Source organism: Enterobacter sp. MGH119 (genome assembly GCF_001037675.1).
Classification (GTDB): domain Bacteria; phylum Pseudomonadota; class Gammaproteobacteria; order Enterobacterales; family Enterobacteriaceae; genus Enterobacter; species Enterobacter hormaechei_C.
On sequence record NZ_KQ089933.1, the window covers coordinates 103,307 to 119,673 of the forward strand.

At 57.6% G+C, this 16,367-nt stretch carries 10 protein-coding genes; 2 read left to right on the forward strand and 8 right to left on the reverse strand.

The annotated features are described in order from the left end of the window. Positions 1-209 precede the first annotated feature (209 nt). A complete protein-coding gene (malT, locus tag SK53_RS19185) occupies positions 210-2,915 on the forward strand; it encodes an HTH-type transcriptional regulator MalT (protein ID WP_003861595.1) in 2,706 nt (901 codons plus the stop codon). 62 nt (positions 2,916-2,977) lie between these two features. Here the strand turns inward: malT and SK53_RS19190 are convergent, their stop codons facing one another. Genes SK53_RS19190 through glpE form a run of 3 tightly spaced genes read right to left on the reverse strand, consistent with a single transcriptional unit; the run spans position 2,978 to position 4,963 of the window. Further along, entirely contained in the window at positions 2,978-3,736 is a 759-nt protein-coding gene (locus tag SK53_RS19190; RefSeq protein ID WP_003861593.1) for a DeoR/GlpR family transcriptional regulator, read from the reverse strand. A gap of 16 nt (positions 3,737-3,752) precedes the next feature. Continuing rightward, the gene (gene glpG, locus SK53_RS19195; protein ID WP_045896753.1) at positions 3,753-4,583 is read right to left on the reverse strand and encodes a rhomboid family intramembrane serine protease GlpG; all 831 of its coding nucleotides are present in this window, start codon (positions 4,581-4,583) and stop codon (positions 3,753-3,755) included. Positions 4,584-4,630: 47 nt separating this feature from the next. Next, positions 4,631-4,963, reverse strand: a complete 333-nt coding sequence (gene glpE / locus SK53_RS19200) for a thiosulfate sulfurtransferase GlpE (RefSeq protein WP_003861590.1) — start codon at positions 4,961-4,963, stop codon at positions 4,631-4,633. Between the two features lie 254 nt (positions 4,964-5,217). Here glpE and glpD point away from each other — a divergent pair, with 254 nt between their 5' ends. Beyond that, complete coding sequence (gene glpD, locus SK53_RS19210) at positions 5,218-6,726, forward strand: glycerol-3-phosphate dehydrogenase (protein WP_023314965.1); 1,509 nt, start codon at positions 5,218-5,220, stop codon at positions 6,724-6,726. An 87-nt stretch (positions 6,727-6,813) separates the two neighbouring features. Here the strand turns inward: glpD and glgP are convergent, their stop codons facing one another. Genes glgP through glgB form a run of 5 tightly spaced genes read right to left on the reverse strand, consistent with a single transcriptional unit; the run spans position 6,814 to position 16,182 of the window. Continuing rightward, the gene (gene glgP, locus SK53_RS19215) at positions 6,814-9,261 is read right to left on the reverse strand and encodes a glycogen phosphorylase (protein WP_023314966.1); all 2,448 of its coding nucleotides are present in this window, start codon (positions 9,259-9,261) and stop codon (positions 6,814-6,816) included. A gap of 18 nt (positions 9,262-9,279) precedes the next feature. Next, a complete protein-coding gene (gene glgA / locus SK53_RS19220) occupies positions 9,280-10,713 on the reverse strand; it encodes a glycogen synthase GlgA (protein ID WP_003861584.1) in 1,434 nt (477 codons plus the stop codon). Further along, a complete protein-coding gene (gene glgC, locus SK53_RS19225) occupies positions 10,713-12,008 on the reverse strand; it encodes a glucose-1-phosphate adenylyltransferase (RefSeq protein WP_003861582.1) in 1,296 nt (431 codons plus the stop codon). Before glgC ends, glgA begins: the two co-directional genes overlap by 1 nt. A gap of 17 nt (positions 12,009-12,025) precedes the next feature. After that, a complete protein-coding gene (glgX, locus tag SK53_RS19230; protein WP_048209893.1) occupies positions 12,026-13,999 on the reverse strand; it encodes a glycogen debranching protein GlgX in 1,974 nt (657 codons plus the stop codon). Beyond that, positions 13,996-16,182: a 1,4-alpha-glucan branching enzyme gene (gene glgB / locus SK53_RS19235; RefSeq protein ID WP_023314968.1), complete on the reverse strand. Its 2,187-nt coding sequence runs from the start codon at positions 16,180-16,182 to the stop codon at positions 13,996-13,998. Before glgB ends, glgX begins: the two co-directional genes overlap by 4 nt. Positions 16,183-16,367: the final 185 nt, after the last annotated feature.

A 16,367-nucleotide genomic window follows, 5' to 3' on the forward strand; every position in this document is an offset into this window, starting at 1 on the left:
TCATGCAGACAAGCCAGAAGCAGCGCGGCATCCAGCCATTTACGGAAAGTTCCATCAGTGATGAGAATGTTTTGTGACAGAGTGCAAATTCAGAGCCTCCAAACCCAGACATAACTTGCAATAGTTCCTCTATTGGCCGAACTTATAGATATTAATTACGAAGCGCAAAAAAAATAAATTCTCTCGTTCCCCACAGTGAAGTGAAAACTATGTTGATTCCGTCCAAATTAAGTCGCCCGGTTCGTCTTGACCATACTGTGGTCCGCGAGCGCCTGCTGGCTAAACTTTCCGGTGCGCATAATTTCCGACTGGCGCTGGTTACGAGTCCTGCGGGTTATGGAAAAACAACGCTCATTTCGCAATGGGCGGCAGGTAAAAGCGATCTTGGCTGGTACTCCCTGGATGAGGGTGATAACCAGCAGGAGCGTTTTGCCAGCTATTTAATTGCCGCGATTCAGCAGGCGACCAACGGACACTGCGTCACCAGCGAGGTGATGGTGCAAAAGCGCCAGTACGCCAGCCTGTCCTCTCTTTTCTCCCAGCTGTTTATCGAGCTGGCCGAATGGCATCGCCCGCTGTATGTGGTGATTGATGATTATCATCTGATCACCAACCCGGTTATTCACGAGTCCATGCGTTTCTTCCTGCGCCATCAGCCGGAAAACCTGACGCTGGTTGTCCTGTCGCGTAACCTTCCGCAGTTGGGCATTGCCAACCTGCGGGTGCGCGATCAGCTTCTGGAAATCGGCAGTCAGCAGCTGGCCTTTACCCATCAGGAAGCGAAGCAGTTCTTTGACTGCCGTCTGACGTCTCCGATTGAGGCGTCTGAAAGCAGCCGCCTGTGCGATGACGTTGCCGGCTGGGCCACGGCGCTGCAGCTGATTGCCCTCTCCGCGCGGCAAAACAACAGCCCGACGCATCAGTCCGCACGCCGCCTGGCGGGCATCAACGCCAGCCACCTGTCGGATTATCTGGTGGATGAGGTACTCGACAGCGTTGACCTCTCCACCCGCCATTTCCTGCTGAAAAGCTCCCTGCTGCGCTCCATGAACGACGCGCTGATTGTGCGCGTCACCGGTATTGAAAACGGGCAGCTCCAGCTCGAAGAGATTGAACGTCAGGGTCTGTTCCTGACGCGCATGGACGATCACGGCGAATGGTTTAGCTACCATCCGCTGTTTGGCAGCTTCCTGCGCCAGCGTTGCCAGTGGGAGCTGGCCGCAGAGCTGCCTGACATTCACCGCGCCGCCGCCGAAAGCTGGATGGCGCAAGGTTTCCCGAGCGAGGCTATCCACCATGCGCTGGCCGCCGGGGATGCCGGTATGCTGCGCGATATTCTGCTCAACCACGCGTGGGGACTGTTCAACCACAGCGAACTGACGCTGCTGGAAGAGTCGTTAAAAGCGCTGCCGTGGGAAAGCCTGCTGGAGAATCCGCGTCTGGTGCTGCTCCAGGCCTGGCTGATGCAGAGCCAGCATCGCTACAGCGAAGTGAACACCCTGCTGGCGCGCGCCGAGCAGGAGATGGAAAGCGAGATGGATACCACCCTGCACGGCGAATTTAACGCCCTGCGCGCACAGGTGGCGATTAACGACGGGGACCCGGATGAAGCTGAACGGCTGGCGATGGTCGCGCTGGATGAGCTGCCGCTGGCGAATTTTTACAGCCGTATTGTGGCCACCTCGGTACACGGCGAAGTGCTGCACTGTAAGGGCGATCTCACGCGTTCGCTTTCACTCATGCAGCAAACCGAACAGATGGCGCGCCGCCACGATGTCTGGCATTACGCCCTGTGGAGCCTGATCCAGCAAAGCGAGATTTTATTTGCTCAGGGGTTTCTGCAAGCAGCCTGGGAAAACCAGGAGAAAGCGTTCCAGCTGATCCGTGAACAACATCTGGAACAGCTGCCGATGCACGAGTTCCTGTTGCGTATTCGCGCTCAGCTGCTGTGGGCATGGTCGCGTCTGGATGAAGCAGAAAGCTGCGCCCGCCAGGGTCTGAATGTCCTTTCGAGCTTCCAGCCGCAGCAGCAGCTCCAGTGTCTGGCTCTGCTGGTGCAGTGCTCGCTGGCACGCGGCGACCTGGATAATGCCCGTAACCACCTTAACCGCCTGGAAAATCTGCTCGGCAACGGACAGTACCATAGCGACTGGGTCTCCAACGCCGATAAGGTCAGGGTGATTTACTGGCAGATGACCGGCGATAAAAAGTCCGCCGCCAACTGGCTGCGTCACACGCCTAAACCGGAATTTGCCAATAACCACTTCCTGCAAAGCCAGTGGCGCAATATTGCCCGCGTGCAGATCCTGCTGGGTGACTTTGAGCCTGCCGAGATCGTGCTGGAAGAGTTAAACGAAAACGCCCGCAGCCTGCGCCTGATGAGCGATTTAAACCGCAACCTGCTGCTGTTAAACCAGCTTTACTGGCAGGCAGGACGTAAAAACGATGCCCAGCGCGTACTGCTGGAAGCGTTGCAGCTGGCGAACCGCACCGGGTTTATCAGCCACTTTGTAATTGAGGGTGAAGTGATGGCCCAGCAGCTGCGCCAGCTGATTCAACTCAACACGCTGCCGGAACTCGATCAGCATCGCGCCCAGCGCATTCTGCGCGAGATTAACCAGCATCATCGCCACAAGTTTGCGCACTTCGATGAGAACTTTGTTGAACGTCTGCTGAACCATCCGGAAGTGCCGGAGCTTATCCGTACCAGCCCGCTCACCCAGCGTGAATGGCAGGTGCTGGGGCTGATCTATTCCGGCTACAGCAACGAGCAGATTGCCGGTGAGCTGGCGGTGGCGGCGACCACCATCAAAACGCACATTCGCAATCTGTATCAGAAGCTGGGCGTGGCGCACCGTCAGGATGCGGTGCAGCATGCGCAGCAGCTGTTGAAGATGATGGGGTACGGAGTGTAAATCCTTTGCGGTCTGATGCCCTCACCCCGGCCCTCTCCCACAGGGAGAGGGAGAATGGCTTCTCAACATAACTCTAACTGCAAATTATTATCTTTAATCACCTGCATCACGCCCGCCGGTGGCATCACATCAGTATAAACCGCATCCACCATGCTGATGCTGCCCATGTTCACCATCGCGTTACGACCAAACTTGGAGTGATCCACCACCAGCATCACGTGACGTGAGTTTTCAATGATCGCGCGCTTGGTGCGCACCTCGTGGTAATCAAACTCCAGCAGCGAGCCGTCGGTGTCGATGCCGCTGATCCCCAGAATGCCGAAATCGAGGCGAAACTGAGAGATAAAATCGAGCGTCGCTTCGCCGATAATGCCCCCGTCGCGGCTGCGCAGTTCGCCGCCCGCGAGGATGATGCGGAAATCGTCTTTCTGCATCAACGTGTTGGCCACGTTCAGGTTGTTGGTCACCACGCGGAGGTTCTCGTGGTTCAGCAGCGCATGGGCGACCGCTTCCGGCGTGGTGCCGATATCAATAAACAGCGTCGCGCCGTTCGGGATCTGGCTCGCCACTTTACGGGCGATACGCTCTTTCTCTGCCGTTTGCGTCGCCTTACGGTCATGCCATGAGGTGTTCACCGAGCTGGACGGCAGCGCGGCACCGCCGTGGTGACGCAGAATACGGTTCTGATCGGCCAGGTCGTTGAGGTCACGACGGATGGTTTGCGGGCTAACGGCAAACTGCTCCACCAGCTCTTCAGTACTGACGTATCCCTGTTTTTTTACCAGTTCGATAATGGCGTCATGACGTTGTGTTTGTTTCATGAAATATCCCTGGGAATTATGTTCGCTTTCGCGCATGGAGCGTATCGGCCAACGCCATCGCCAGCCCGACCGCCAGGCCGGTAACGTGCGCACCATTGGCGATAGACATACCAAACAGATCAAACCATCCGGCAATAAGCCATATTAACGCAAAGGTTATTAATCCACGTTGTAAATAGATGCCGCTTTCCGGGTCGCGCTCGCCTCTGAGCCAGGCGTAACCCATCAGGGCGTACACCACGCCGGATAACCCGCCAAACCATGGACCGCTGAATTTATGCTGCACGTAGCCGCTTAACAGGGCGCTGATAAGGGTGATCACAATCAGCTTGCCGCTGCCGAGCCGCTTCTCCACCGCCCCGCCGAGATACCACCACCACAGCAGGTTAAAAAGGATATGCATCACCGAGAAGTGCATCAGCGCATGCGTGAAGTAGCGCCAGACGTCAAATTGCAGGGAGGGATCGTACGGCCATGCGAGGGCAATCATCACGCTCTGGTCACCCACCACGCTCATAATAATGAAGACGATGATGCAGGCTACCATTAAAAGCAGCGTAAACGGTCCTGCGCGCTCGCGGAGGGTGGCGAGAAACGGAAAACGTTGATAGTGCAGGCCACTGCCGGTCTGGCCGGATTGCCAGCTTGCCGCCAGATAACGCGGGTCGCCCGGGTTTTCCAGGAAACGCGCCAGCTCGGCGTTCACGCGCCCAGCCTGGCTTTCGTCTGCCAGCCAGACATCCGTCTGTGTATGCTGCTGAATAGTCAGGATAATGCCCTGCGTCGCCATATAGTCGACAAACGCCTGGGCGACGCGCGGGTTGCTAAAAGAGGTGATCATCAACATGGGCAGCGGTCGCTTATTTCCACACAAAAGGGGACAGTATAGCGGGATCAGCGCTCAAACGCGTATTCAACTTCTGCCGGGAAATGACGATGCCAGGCATCGAAGCCGCCATCGACGCTGTATACCGCCTCGTAACCCTGCTGGAGCAGATACTGCGCCGCGCCTTTACTGCTGTTGCCGTGATAGCACATCACCATCACCGGGGTATCGAAGTCGTTATCGCGCATAAACGCGCCCAGCGTGTCGTTGGTGAGATGGAACGCGCCCGGCGTGTGGCCCATCGCAAAGCTCTGCGGATCGCGGATATCCACCAGCACCGCTTTTCCCTGGTGCATCTTCTGGTGGGCTTCTTCTACGTTAATACATTCAAACTGATCCATGGTGTTCTCATCTTATATTCAGGTGTGGTGCGGTTTTCCCCTCACCCTACCCTCTCCCGGAGGGAGAGGGCTGGGGTGAGGGCATCAGACCGCACGATTTTACCCCGTAGTGTACGTCCTGGCGGCGGGTAAACGCCATTATGTTATCCATATCACTCTAAATTGTTTTTTTGATGTTACCAAAAGCGCGTTCCTTTGCTATTATGAGCGATATCGAACATTTTTGAGCTTTAACGAAAGTGCATGAGGGTGTTATGGAAACCAAAGATCTGATTGTGATAGGCGGTGGCATCAACGGTGCCGGTATTGCGGTTGATGCCGCAGGACGCGGTTTATCCGTGCTGATGCTGGAAGCTAACGATCTCGCCTGCGCGACGTCGTCCGCCAGCTCCAAGCTGATCCACGGTGGCCTGCGCTACCTGGAACACTACGAATTCCGCCTGGTCAGCGAAGCGCTGGCCGAACGCGAAGTGCTGCTGAAAATGGCCCCGCATCTGGCGATCCCGATGCGCTTCCGCCTGCCCCATCGCCCGCATCTGCGTCCGGCGTGGATGATCCGCATCGGTCTGTTTATGTACGATCATCTGGGTAAACGCACCAGCCTGCCGGGTTCAACCGGTTTGCGTTTTGGCTCAGAATCGGTCCTTAAGCCTGAAATCGTGCGCGGTTTCGAATATTCCGACTGCTGGGTGGACGATGCGCGTCTGGTACTGGCTAACGCGCAGATGGTCGAGAAGAAAGGCGGCGAGGTGAAAACCCGCACCCGCGCCACCGCCGCACGCCGCGAAAACGGCCTGTGGATTGTGGAAGCGGAAGACGTGGATACCGGCGAGAAGTTTAGCTGGAAAGCGCGCGGCCTGGTGAATGCCACCGGCCCGTGGGTGAAACAGTTCTTCGACGACGGCATGCACCTGCCTTCACCGTACGGCATCCGCCTGATTAAGGGCAGCCACATCGTGGTGCCGCGCGTGCATACCCAGAAACAGGCTTATATCCTGCAAAATGAAGACAAGCGCATTGTGTTTGTGATCCCGTGGATGGACGAGTTCTCCATCATCGGCACCACCGACGTGGAGTACAAAGGCGATCCGAAAAACGTTGAGATCGACGAGAGTGAAGTCAGCTACCTGTTGAAAGTGTACAACGCGCACTTTAAGAAACAGCTGGCGCGCGATGACGTGGTCTGGACCTACTCCGGCGTGCGTCCGCTGTGTGATGACGAGTCTGACTCACCGCAGGCCATCACCCGTGACTATACGCTTGATATTCACGACGTTGACGGTCAGGCGCCTCTGCTCTCCGTGTTTGGCGGTAAGCTCACCACCTACCGTAAACTGGCGGAGCACGCGCTGGAGAAACTGGCGCCGTATTACAAAGGCATCGGCCCGGCGTGGACGAAAGGCGCCGTGCTGCCTGGCGGCGATATCGGCGATAACCGCGACGATTACGCCGCGAAGCTGCGTCGCCGCTTCCCGTTCATTACCGAAGGCATGGCGCGCCACTACGCCCGCACCTACGGCAGCAACACCGAACTGTTCCTCGGCGACGCGAAAGAGATTGCCGATCTGGGCGAGCATTTTGGCCATGAGCTATACGAAGCCGAGCTGCGCTACCTGGTGGAACACGAGTGGGTGCGCCGTCTGGACGATGCCATCTGGCGTCGTACTAAAGAAGGGATGTGGCTGAATGCCGAGCAGCAGTCTCGCGTGGCGCAGTGGCTGGCGCAACATGCGGGAAAGCGTGAATTGTCGCTGGCGTCGTAATTGAAAAAAAGCCGGGTGTCGGCTCCGCCTTACCCGGCCTACTCGATCCCGTAGGCCCGGTAAGCGCAGCGCCACCGGGCTTTGTTTTTACAACCGCACCGGATCAATATGCCAGATATTCTCGGCATACTCTTTGATGGTCCTGTCTGACGAGAAGTAGCCCATGTTGGCGATGTTATGCATCGCGGTGCTGGTCCACTTCTCCTGCTGACGGTACAGTTCGTCCACCTTATCCTGACAATCCACGTAGCTGCGGTAATCCGCCAGCACCTGATAGTGATCGCCAAAGTTAATCAGCGAGTCCACCAGGTCACGATAGCGCCCAGGCTCCTCAGGGTTAAACACTCCGGTTGCGATTTGCGTCAGCACCTGGCGTAACTCTTCATCCTCTTCATAATACTCACGCGGCGAGTAGCCCTGCTTGCGCAGCGCCTCCACCTCTTCCGCCGTATTCCCGAAGATAAAGATATTCTCCGCGCCCACATGCTCCAGCATTTCGACATTTGCGCCGTCCAGCGTGCCGATAGTCAGCGCGCCGTTCAGGGCAAACTTCATGTTGCTGGTGCCGGATGCTTCCGTCCCCGCCGTGGAAATCTGCTCAGAGAGATCCGCCGCCGGAATAATCAGCTGCGCCAGGCTTACGCTGTAGTTCGGGATAAACACTACCTTCAGCTTATCGCCAATGTCCGGATCGTGGTTCACCACCTTCGCCACATCGTTGATGAGATGAATGATGTGCTTCGCCATGTAATACGCGGAGGCCGCCTTACCGGCAAAGATTTTCACACGCGGCACCCACTCCGCCGTCGGGTCAGCCTTAATGCGGTTGTAGTGGGTAATGACGTGCAGGACATTCATCAGCTGACGCTTGTACTCGTGGATACGTTTGATCTGCACGTCGAACAGCGCTTTCGGGTTCGCCACCACGTTCAGATGCATCGCCAGCCAGACCGCCAGACGCTTCTTGTTCAGCAGCTTGGCTTCCCGTACCGCTTTGTTCACCGTCGGGAAATCGATGTGCTGCTCAAGCTCGCTCAGCTGGCTCAAATCGGTGCGCCAGGTGCGGCCAATGTTCTCATCCAGAACGTCGGAGAGCGGCTGGTTCGCCAGCGCCAGCCAGCGGCGCGGGGTGACGCCGTTGGTCACGTTGCAGAAACGCGTCGGGAAGATCTTCGCGAAGTCCGCAAACAGCGACTGCACCATCAGGTTCGAATGCAGCTCTGATACGCCGTTGACCTTGTGGCTGATCACCACCGCCAGCCAGGCCATGCGTACGCGACGCCCGTTGGATTCATCAATGATCGAGGCGCGGCTCAGCAGACCGGTATCGTTCGGGTACTGCTCCTGCAAGGTCTTGAGGAAGTAGTCGTTGATCTCGAAGATGATTTGCAGATGGCGCGGCAGAATTTTGCCGAGCATATCCACCGGCCACGTCTCCAGCGCTTCACTCATCAGCGTATGGTTGGTGTACGAGAACACCTGGCAGGTTACTTCAAACGCGTCATCCCAGCTGAACTTATGCTCGTCAATCAGCAGGCGCATCAGCTCAGGGATCGACAGCACCGGATGGGTATCGTTGAGGTGAATAGCGGTTTTTTCCGCCAGATTCGCATAGGTTTTGTGCAGCTGATAGTGACGGCTAAGGATATCCTGAATCGTTGCCGAGACGAGGAAATACTCCTGACGCAGGCGCAGCTCGCGGCCTGAGTAGGTCGAGTCATCCGGATACAGGACGCGGGACACGTTCTCAGAGTGGTTTTTATCTTCCACCGCCGCGAAGTAGTCGCCCTGGTTGAATTTACCCAGGTTGATCTCGCTACTGGCCTGCGCGTTCCACAGGCGCAGCGTATTGGTCGCATCGGTGTCGTAGCCGGGGATGATCTGGTCGTAGGCCACGGCCAGGATCTCCTCGGTTTCCACCCAGCGGGATTTTTTACCTTCCTGCTGAATACGCCCGCCAAAACGCACCTTGTAGCGCGTGTTGTGGCGCTTGAACTCCCACGGGTTACCGTACTCCAGCCAGTAGTCCGGGGACTCTTTCTGACGGCCATCCACGATGTTCTGCTTGAACATGCCATAGTCGTAGCGAATACCGTAGCCGCGCCCGGGCAGCGCCAGCGTCGCCAGTGAATCGAGGAAGCAGGCGGCAAGACGCCCGAGACCACCGTTACCCAGCCCCGGGTCGTTCTCTTCGTCAATCAGCTCTTCTAAATCCAGCCCCATCTCTTCCAGTGCGTTTTTGACGTCGTCATAAATCCCGAGCGATAACAGCGCATTGGAGAGGGTGCGACCAATCAGAAACTCCATCGACAGGTAATACACCTGTCGCGTCTCCTGCGAAAGCTGGGCGCGGTTGGAGCGCAGCCAGCGTTCGACCATACGGTCGCGCACCGCAAACAGCGTGGCGTTCAGCCACTCATGTTTGTTGGCAATAACGGGATCTTTCCCAATGGTAAACATCAGCTTATAGGCGATGGAGTGTTTCAACGCCTCAACGCTGAGCGTGGGGGAAGAGTAGCTAAATGGAGCATTCATATCAGTAACTTCGCCTCGTTACATCAAGCGTTGATAAAGGTCGCGGTAGGACTGCGCCGCAACGTGCCAGCCAAAGTCCATGGACATCGCCTGACGTTGTACGTAACGCCACAGGGATGGACGGGACCACAAGACGAAAGCACGCCGGATCGCCCGAAGCAGCGACCAGGCATTACTGTCCTCGAAAACAAACCCGCTGGCGATACCATCCGCCAGGTTTTCCAGGGAGCTGTCAGACACCGTATCCGCCAGCCCGCCCGTGCGGCGTACCAGCGGCAACGTGCCGTATTTCAGACCATAGAGCTGCGTCAGGCCGCAGGGCTCGAAACGGCTCGGCACCAGAATCACGTCCGCGCCGCCCATGATGCGGTGCGAGAACGCTTCGTGATAGCCAATCTGCACGCCCACCTGCCCCGGATGTTCCGCCGCGGCCGCAAGGAAACCTTCCTGCAATACCGGGTCGCCCGCGCCGAGCAGCGCCAGTTGCCCACCCTGCTCCAGTAATCCCGGCAGCGCTTCCAGCACCAGATCCAGCCCTTTCTGGCTGGTCAGGCGGCTGACCACCGCAAACAGCGGTACCTTGTCGTTGACCTTCAGCCCCATCGCAATCTGTAGCTGGCGCTTGTTCTCCGCTTTGTCCTCCACGGAGTCGCGTCCATAGCGCGCCGCCAGCAGGAGGTCCGTTTCCGGATTCCAGATCTGTTCATCTACGCCGTTCAGAATGCCCGACAGACGACCTTCACGGTGGCGCTGTTGCAGCAGCCCTTCCATACCGTAACCGAACTCCGGCTGGGTAATTTCACGCGCGTAGGTTGGGCTGACCGCCGTGATATGGTCGGCGTAGTACAGACCCGCCTTCAGGAAAGAAATCTGTCCGTTAAACTCCAGCCCGTGCATGTTAAAGAACGACCATGGCAGATCGATGTCATTCATATGATGCGCGTAATACATGCCCTGATACGCCAGGTTGTGCACCGTAAACACCGATTTGGCCGGGTGCCCCTTCGCCGCCAGATACGCAGGAGCCAGCCCCGCGTGCCAGTCGTGCGCGTGCACCACGTTCGGACGCCAGAACGGATCCAGCCCGACGGCCATCTCCGCCCCCACCCAGCCGAGCAGGGCAAAGCGCAGCACGTTATCGGTATAGGCGTACAGGTTGGTATCGTGATACGGGCTGCCGGGTCGATCGTATAAATGCGGGGCATCAATCAGGTAAATCCCTGTGCCATTGTAATGTCCAAACAGCAGGGTGATACGTCCCGCGAAGGTCTCGCGACGGGTAACAACCTTTGCATCGGGAATACCACGCCGGATATCCGGAAAAGCGGGCAACAACACGCGGGTATCCACCCCTCCGGCAATTTGCGCCGCCGGTAGTGCACCAAGAACATCCGCCAGTCCGCCCGTTTTTAACAACGGGAACATCTCAGAACATACGTGTAAAACCTGCATCATCGCTCCTGTTTGATTTGCAGCTTCCGCAACATTTCCCGTGTTACTAACACGATCCCCTCTTCCGAACGGTAGAAACGACGCGCATCTTCTTCCGCGTTTTCCCCAATCACCATCCCTTCGGGAATGACGCAGGCACGGTCGATAACGCAGCGACGCAGACGACATGAGCGCCCTACCCAGACATCCGGCAGCAGGACTGCCGAATCGATATTACAGAATGAGTTTATACGCACGCGCGGGAACAGCACGGACTGCACCACCACCGAACCGGAGATAATGCACCCGCCAGAGACCAGCGAGTTGAGCGTCATACCGTGGCTGCCGGAGCGGTCCTGGACGAACTTCGCCGGCGGCAGCGATTCCATATGGGTGCGAATCGGCCAGTTCTGGTCGTACATATCCAGCTCAGGCGTGACGGACGCAAGATCGAGGTTGGCTTTCCAGTACGCTTCCAGCGTTCCCACATCGCGCCAGTAAGGTTCCGCATTCGGATCGGACTGCACGCAGGACAGCGGGAAGGGGTGTGCATACGCCATGCCAGCTTTGGTAATTTTCGGGATAATGTCTTTGCCGAAGTCGTGACTGGAGTTCTCGTCTTTGTCGTCCTCTTCCAGCAGTTCATAAAGATAATCGGCGTCAAAGACATAGATCCCCATGCTGGCGAGCGATTTGGTGTCGTCTCCCGGCATGGTTGGCGGGTTCGCCGGTTTTTCGACAAAGTCGATAATCTTGTCGTCGCCATCTACATGCATCACGCCAAACGCGGTTGCTTCCGCAACAGGCACCGGCAGGCACGCCACGGTGCAGCGCGCCCCTTTTTCGACGTGGTCGATCAGCATGTGGGAGTAATCTTGCTTGTAGATGTGGTCCCCGGCGAGGATAACGATGTATTCCGCGTTGTAGCGGCGAATGATGTCGAGGTTTTGGGTCACGGCATCCGCCGTGCCGCGGTACCAGTTCTCCCCGTGAACGCGCTGCTGCGCCGGGAGCAGATCGACAAACTCGTTCATCTCTTCGCTGAAGAATGACCAGCCGCGCTGAATGTGCTGCACCAGCGTGTGCGACTGATATTGGGTAATGACGCCAATACGGCGAATGCCTGAGTTCAGGCAGTTTGACAGTGCAAAATCGATAATACGGAACTTACCACCAAAGTGAACGGCCGGTTTAGCGCGCTTGATGGTCAAATCTTTCAGACGGGTACCACGCCCGCCCGCGAGTATCAGGGCAACTGTTTTTAATGGTAGCTGGCGCGCCAACATTAACGGATCGTTCTTCTCTAATCTAACCATGACTAACTCCTTTTTTATCATCTTTGGAATACGCACACTCCGTGCGCAGGCCCGTGCCAGACAGCCATAACAACCGGATTATCCGCTCCGGCAAAGGGAGGAATGGCTCGCCACTCCCCGTCAGGTAAAACAATCTCTGCGACGTCATCCGTCGCGTTCAGCGTCACCAGCCACGCATCCGAAAGCAGGATTTGCAGACAGGGTATGCCGTGTTGCCACTCTTGCGCGCTTAACGGTTGCGCGTCTTTATTCAGCCAGCGAACGTTGCCGTCGCCCTCTTCCCACCAGCGGTCGGCGGTGAGCGCGGGGATGCGCTGGCGAAGATGGATCAGCGCCGCGGTGAAATGGGTCAGCCCGCTGTTCGCTTCTCCCCAGTCGAGCCAGGTCAGGGTGTTGTCCTGGCAATAGGCGTTGTTGTTGCCGTGCTGGCTGTGGCCGTGCTCATCGCCCGCCAGCAGCATCGGCGTGCCCTGCGACAACAAAAGCGTCGTCAGCAGCGCATGAACGCTGGCGCGTCGCCGCTCGATCACATCCAGACTTCCGCCTAACCCTTCTATACCATGGTTAAAGCTATGGTTATTGTTAGTCCCATCGCGATTCTCCTCGCCGTTTGCCTCATTGTGTTTCTGATTGAAACAAACGCAGTCGCGCAGCGTAAAACCGTCGTGCGCCGTCACCAGGTTAATGGTGGCCGACGGACGTTTGCCGTCACGCTTAAAGAGATCGCTGGAGCCGGCAAAGCGACCGGCAAACTCCCCCAGCGACAGATCGCGCGTCAGCCAGAAGCGGCGGACGGCATCGCGGAAGTGGTCGTTCCACTCGGCAAACAGCGGCGGGAAGTTCCCCACCTGATAACCGCCCTCGCCGATGTCCCAGGGCTCCGCAATCAGCTTCACCTTTGAAAGCACCGGGCAGTTTTTGATGGCCTCAAACAGCGGCGCCTGCTGGCTGAACGCCGGGGTGCGCCCCATCACTGGCGCCAGGTCGAAGCGAAAACCATCCACGTGGAACGTCTCAACCCAGTATTTCAGGCACTCGTACGCGTAATGCGTAACGGCCGGATGACTGAGGTTGAGGGTGTTACCGCACCCGGTCCAGTTCTCGTAATCGCCGTCGTCCCTGATCCAATAATAGCTACGGTTATCGATTCCGCGCTGTGAGAGCGTCGGGCCGTCAAGATCGCTTTCCGCACTGTGGTTCAACACCACGTCCAGAATGACTTCGATACCCGCCGCGTGAAGCGCTTTCACCGCATCGCGAAACTCATCCCGCGCCTTCTCAGGATTCACCGCATAACGCGGATCGAGGGCGAACAACGCCAGCGAGTTGTAGCCCCAGTAGTTGCTTAACCCGAGACGCTGTAGCCGCGGCTCGCTGGCGAAATGCGCCACGGGCAACAGCTCCAGCGCGGTGATCCCTAAGTGCTTCAGGTACGCGACCATCGTCGGATGCCCAAGCGCTTTGTAGGTGCCGCGCATCTCTTTGGGAATTGACGGGTGCAGATACGTCAGCCCTTTGACGTGGGCTTCATAAATAACGGTGTTGCCCCAAGGCGTACGCGGCGGGGCATCGTCTTCCCAGTCGTAGAGATCGTGCACCACCACGCTTTTGGGCGCGACGGGCGCACTGTCGCGGTGGTCAGGTTCGCCGTAGCCAACGTGGAACAGCGGGTCATCTTTAAACTCACCGTCCACCCGGTGCGCACAAGGGTCAATCAGCAGCTTCGCCGGGTTAAACCAGTGCCCCTGAGAGGGCTCCCAGGGGCCGTGTACGCGAAAACCGTAGTGCATCCCCGGCCGTCCTCCGGCCAGGTAGCCATGCCAGGTATCCCCCGTGCGCGCCGGTAAATCGTAACGGTGCTCGTTACCTTCCCCGTCAAACACACAGAGTTCCACCCGCTCCGCATGGGCGGAAAAGAGCGTGAAGTTCACCCCCTTTCCGTCAAAACTCGCCCCGAGCGGTTCGGGTTTACCTGCCGTAAGCTGCGTCATTCTCCCTCCCGCACCAGCCAGATTGTGCCAAGCGGCGGCAGCGTCAGGCTCAGGGAGTTCGGACGGCCATGGCTTTCAATGGCATCGCTCTGCACCAGCCCGCCGTTACCCGCATTGCTGCCGTGGTAATGCATGGAGTCGGTATTGAGAATTTCGCGCCATTTGCCCGGCTGGTTAATGCCGAAGCGGTAGTGTTCACGCGGCACTGGCGTGAAGTTGCTGGCGACGATGATCTCGTTACCCGCCTTGTCGCGGCGCGCAAAGACAAACACCGAGCGCTCGTGGTCGTCCACCACCAGCCACTCAAAGCCGTACGGGTCGAAGTCCAGCTCGTGCAGCGCTTTGTGGTGGCGATAGGTCAGGTTCAGGTCGCGGACCAGACGCTGTACGCCGTGGTGCCAGTTGTCCGCACCTTCCAGCAGATGCCAGTCAAGGCTGGTATCGTGGTTCCATTCGCGCCCCTGCGCAAATTCGTTGCCCATAAACAGCAGCTTTTTGCCCGGGAAGGCGAACATCCAGCCGTAGTAGGCGCGCAGGTTGGCAAACTTCTGCCACGCGTCCCCCGGCATGCGGTCGAGAATGGATTTCTTGCCGTGCACCACTTCATCGTGCGACAGCGGCAGCATGAAGTTTTCGGTGTAGTTGTAGAGCAGCCCGAAAGTGAGCTTATCGTGGTGATACTGACGATAAACCGGGTCGAGCTTCATGTAGTCGAGCGTGTCGTGCATCCAGCCGAGGTTCCACTTGTACCAGAAGCCCAGTCCGCCCATTGACGGTGGACGGGAAACGCCCGGGAAGTCGGTGGACTCTTCCGCCATGGTCACGGCACCCTCCACCTGCTCCCCGATGATGCGGTTGGTGTTGCGCAGAAACTCAATCGCTTCGAGGTTTTCACGCCCGCCATACTCGTTCGGGATCCACTCACCCTCTTTGCGGCTGTAGTCGCGGTAAATCATCGACGCTACCGCATCGACGCGCAGGGCATCAATGCCGAAACGCTCGATCCAGTACAGCGCGTTCCCGACCAGGTAGTTCGATACTTCACGGCGACCGTAGTTGTAGATCAGCGTGTTCCAGTCCTGGTGATAGCCTTCGCGCGGGTCGCTGTGCTCGTAAAGCTTTGTGCCGTCGAACTCTGCCAGCGCAAAATCATCCGACGGGAAGTGGCCCGGCACCCAGTCGAGGATCACGTTCAGCCCGGCGGCGTGCGCGGCATCGATGAAATAGCGGAAGTCATCGCGCGTACCAAAGCGGCGCGTAGGCGCATACAGCCCGGTTGGCTGATAGCCCCAGCTGCCGTCGAACGGGTGCTCGTTGATCGGCAGCAGTTCCAGGTGCGTAAAGCCCATCCATTTGGCGTACGGCACCAGCTGGTCCGCCAGCTCGCGATAGCTCAGCCAGAAGTTGTTATCGGTGTGGCGACGCCACGAGCCGAGATGCACTTCATAGACGGAGATCGGCGCATCAAAGCGGTTAGCCTGCTTGCGCTCTTCCGTCTGGACAACCTTCTCCGGCAGGCCGCAAATCAGCGAGGCGGTATTCGGGCGCAGTTCGGCCTCAAAGGCGTACGGGTCAGATTTAATGCGCAGCTTGCCGTTGGCATCGATCATCTCGAATTTGTAGAGCTGACCGTTGTGCGCGCCGGGGATAAACAGCTCCCAGATGCCGGTTTCCCGGCGCAGGCGCATGGGGTGACGACGACCGTCCCAGTAGTTGAACTGCCCGACAACGGAGACGCGCTGGGCGTTTGGCGCCCATACGGCAAAACGCGTGCCGGTGATACCGTCCATGGTATCCGCATGGGCACCCAGCGTTTCGTAAGGGCGTAAATGGGTCCCTTCGGACAGCAGCCAGGCGTCCATCTCTTTTAAAAGCGGGCCGAAGCTATAGGGATCGTCAATCAGGTTTTGCTGACCGTGCCAGATAACGGCAAGCTGATAACGAAAAGGATTTTTACGGCGGGGCATGACGCCCGAGAAGAAGCCACGCGAGTCGAGGCATTCCAGATTACCCACCTTGCGGCCGGTTTTGGGTTCGATAACCCACACTTCTGTTGCATCCGGTAACAGCGCACGAACTTCCAGTCCGGCCTCTGTACGGTGCATCCCTAGCACAGAAAAGGGGTCGGCAAAGTGACCCGCAATAAGCGCATTAATCACGTCTCTCGAAATACGATCGGACATGGTATTCATCCTGTTTTTTTATGTCGCCCTTTTTACGCGCTCTGGGACGACTTTTAATGTGACCTAAACGGTGCAGTTAATCCTCTCTGCTCCGCCCTACCCTCAGGTGAGAAATAAATCTTCCTTAAAGCATAGCCAACGTCGTGGGTCCTCCTGATAAAAAATAAGACATCTGCGTTTTACTC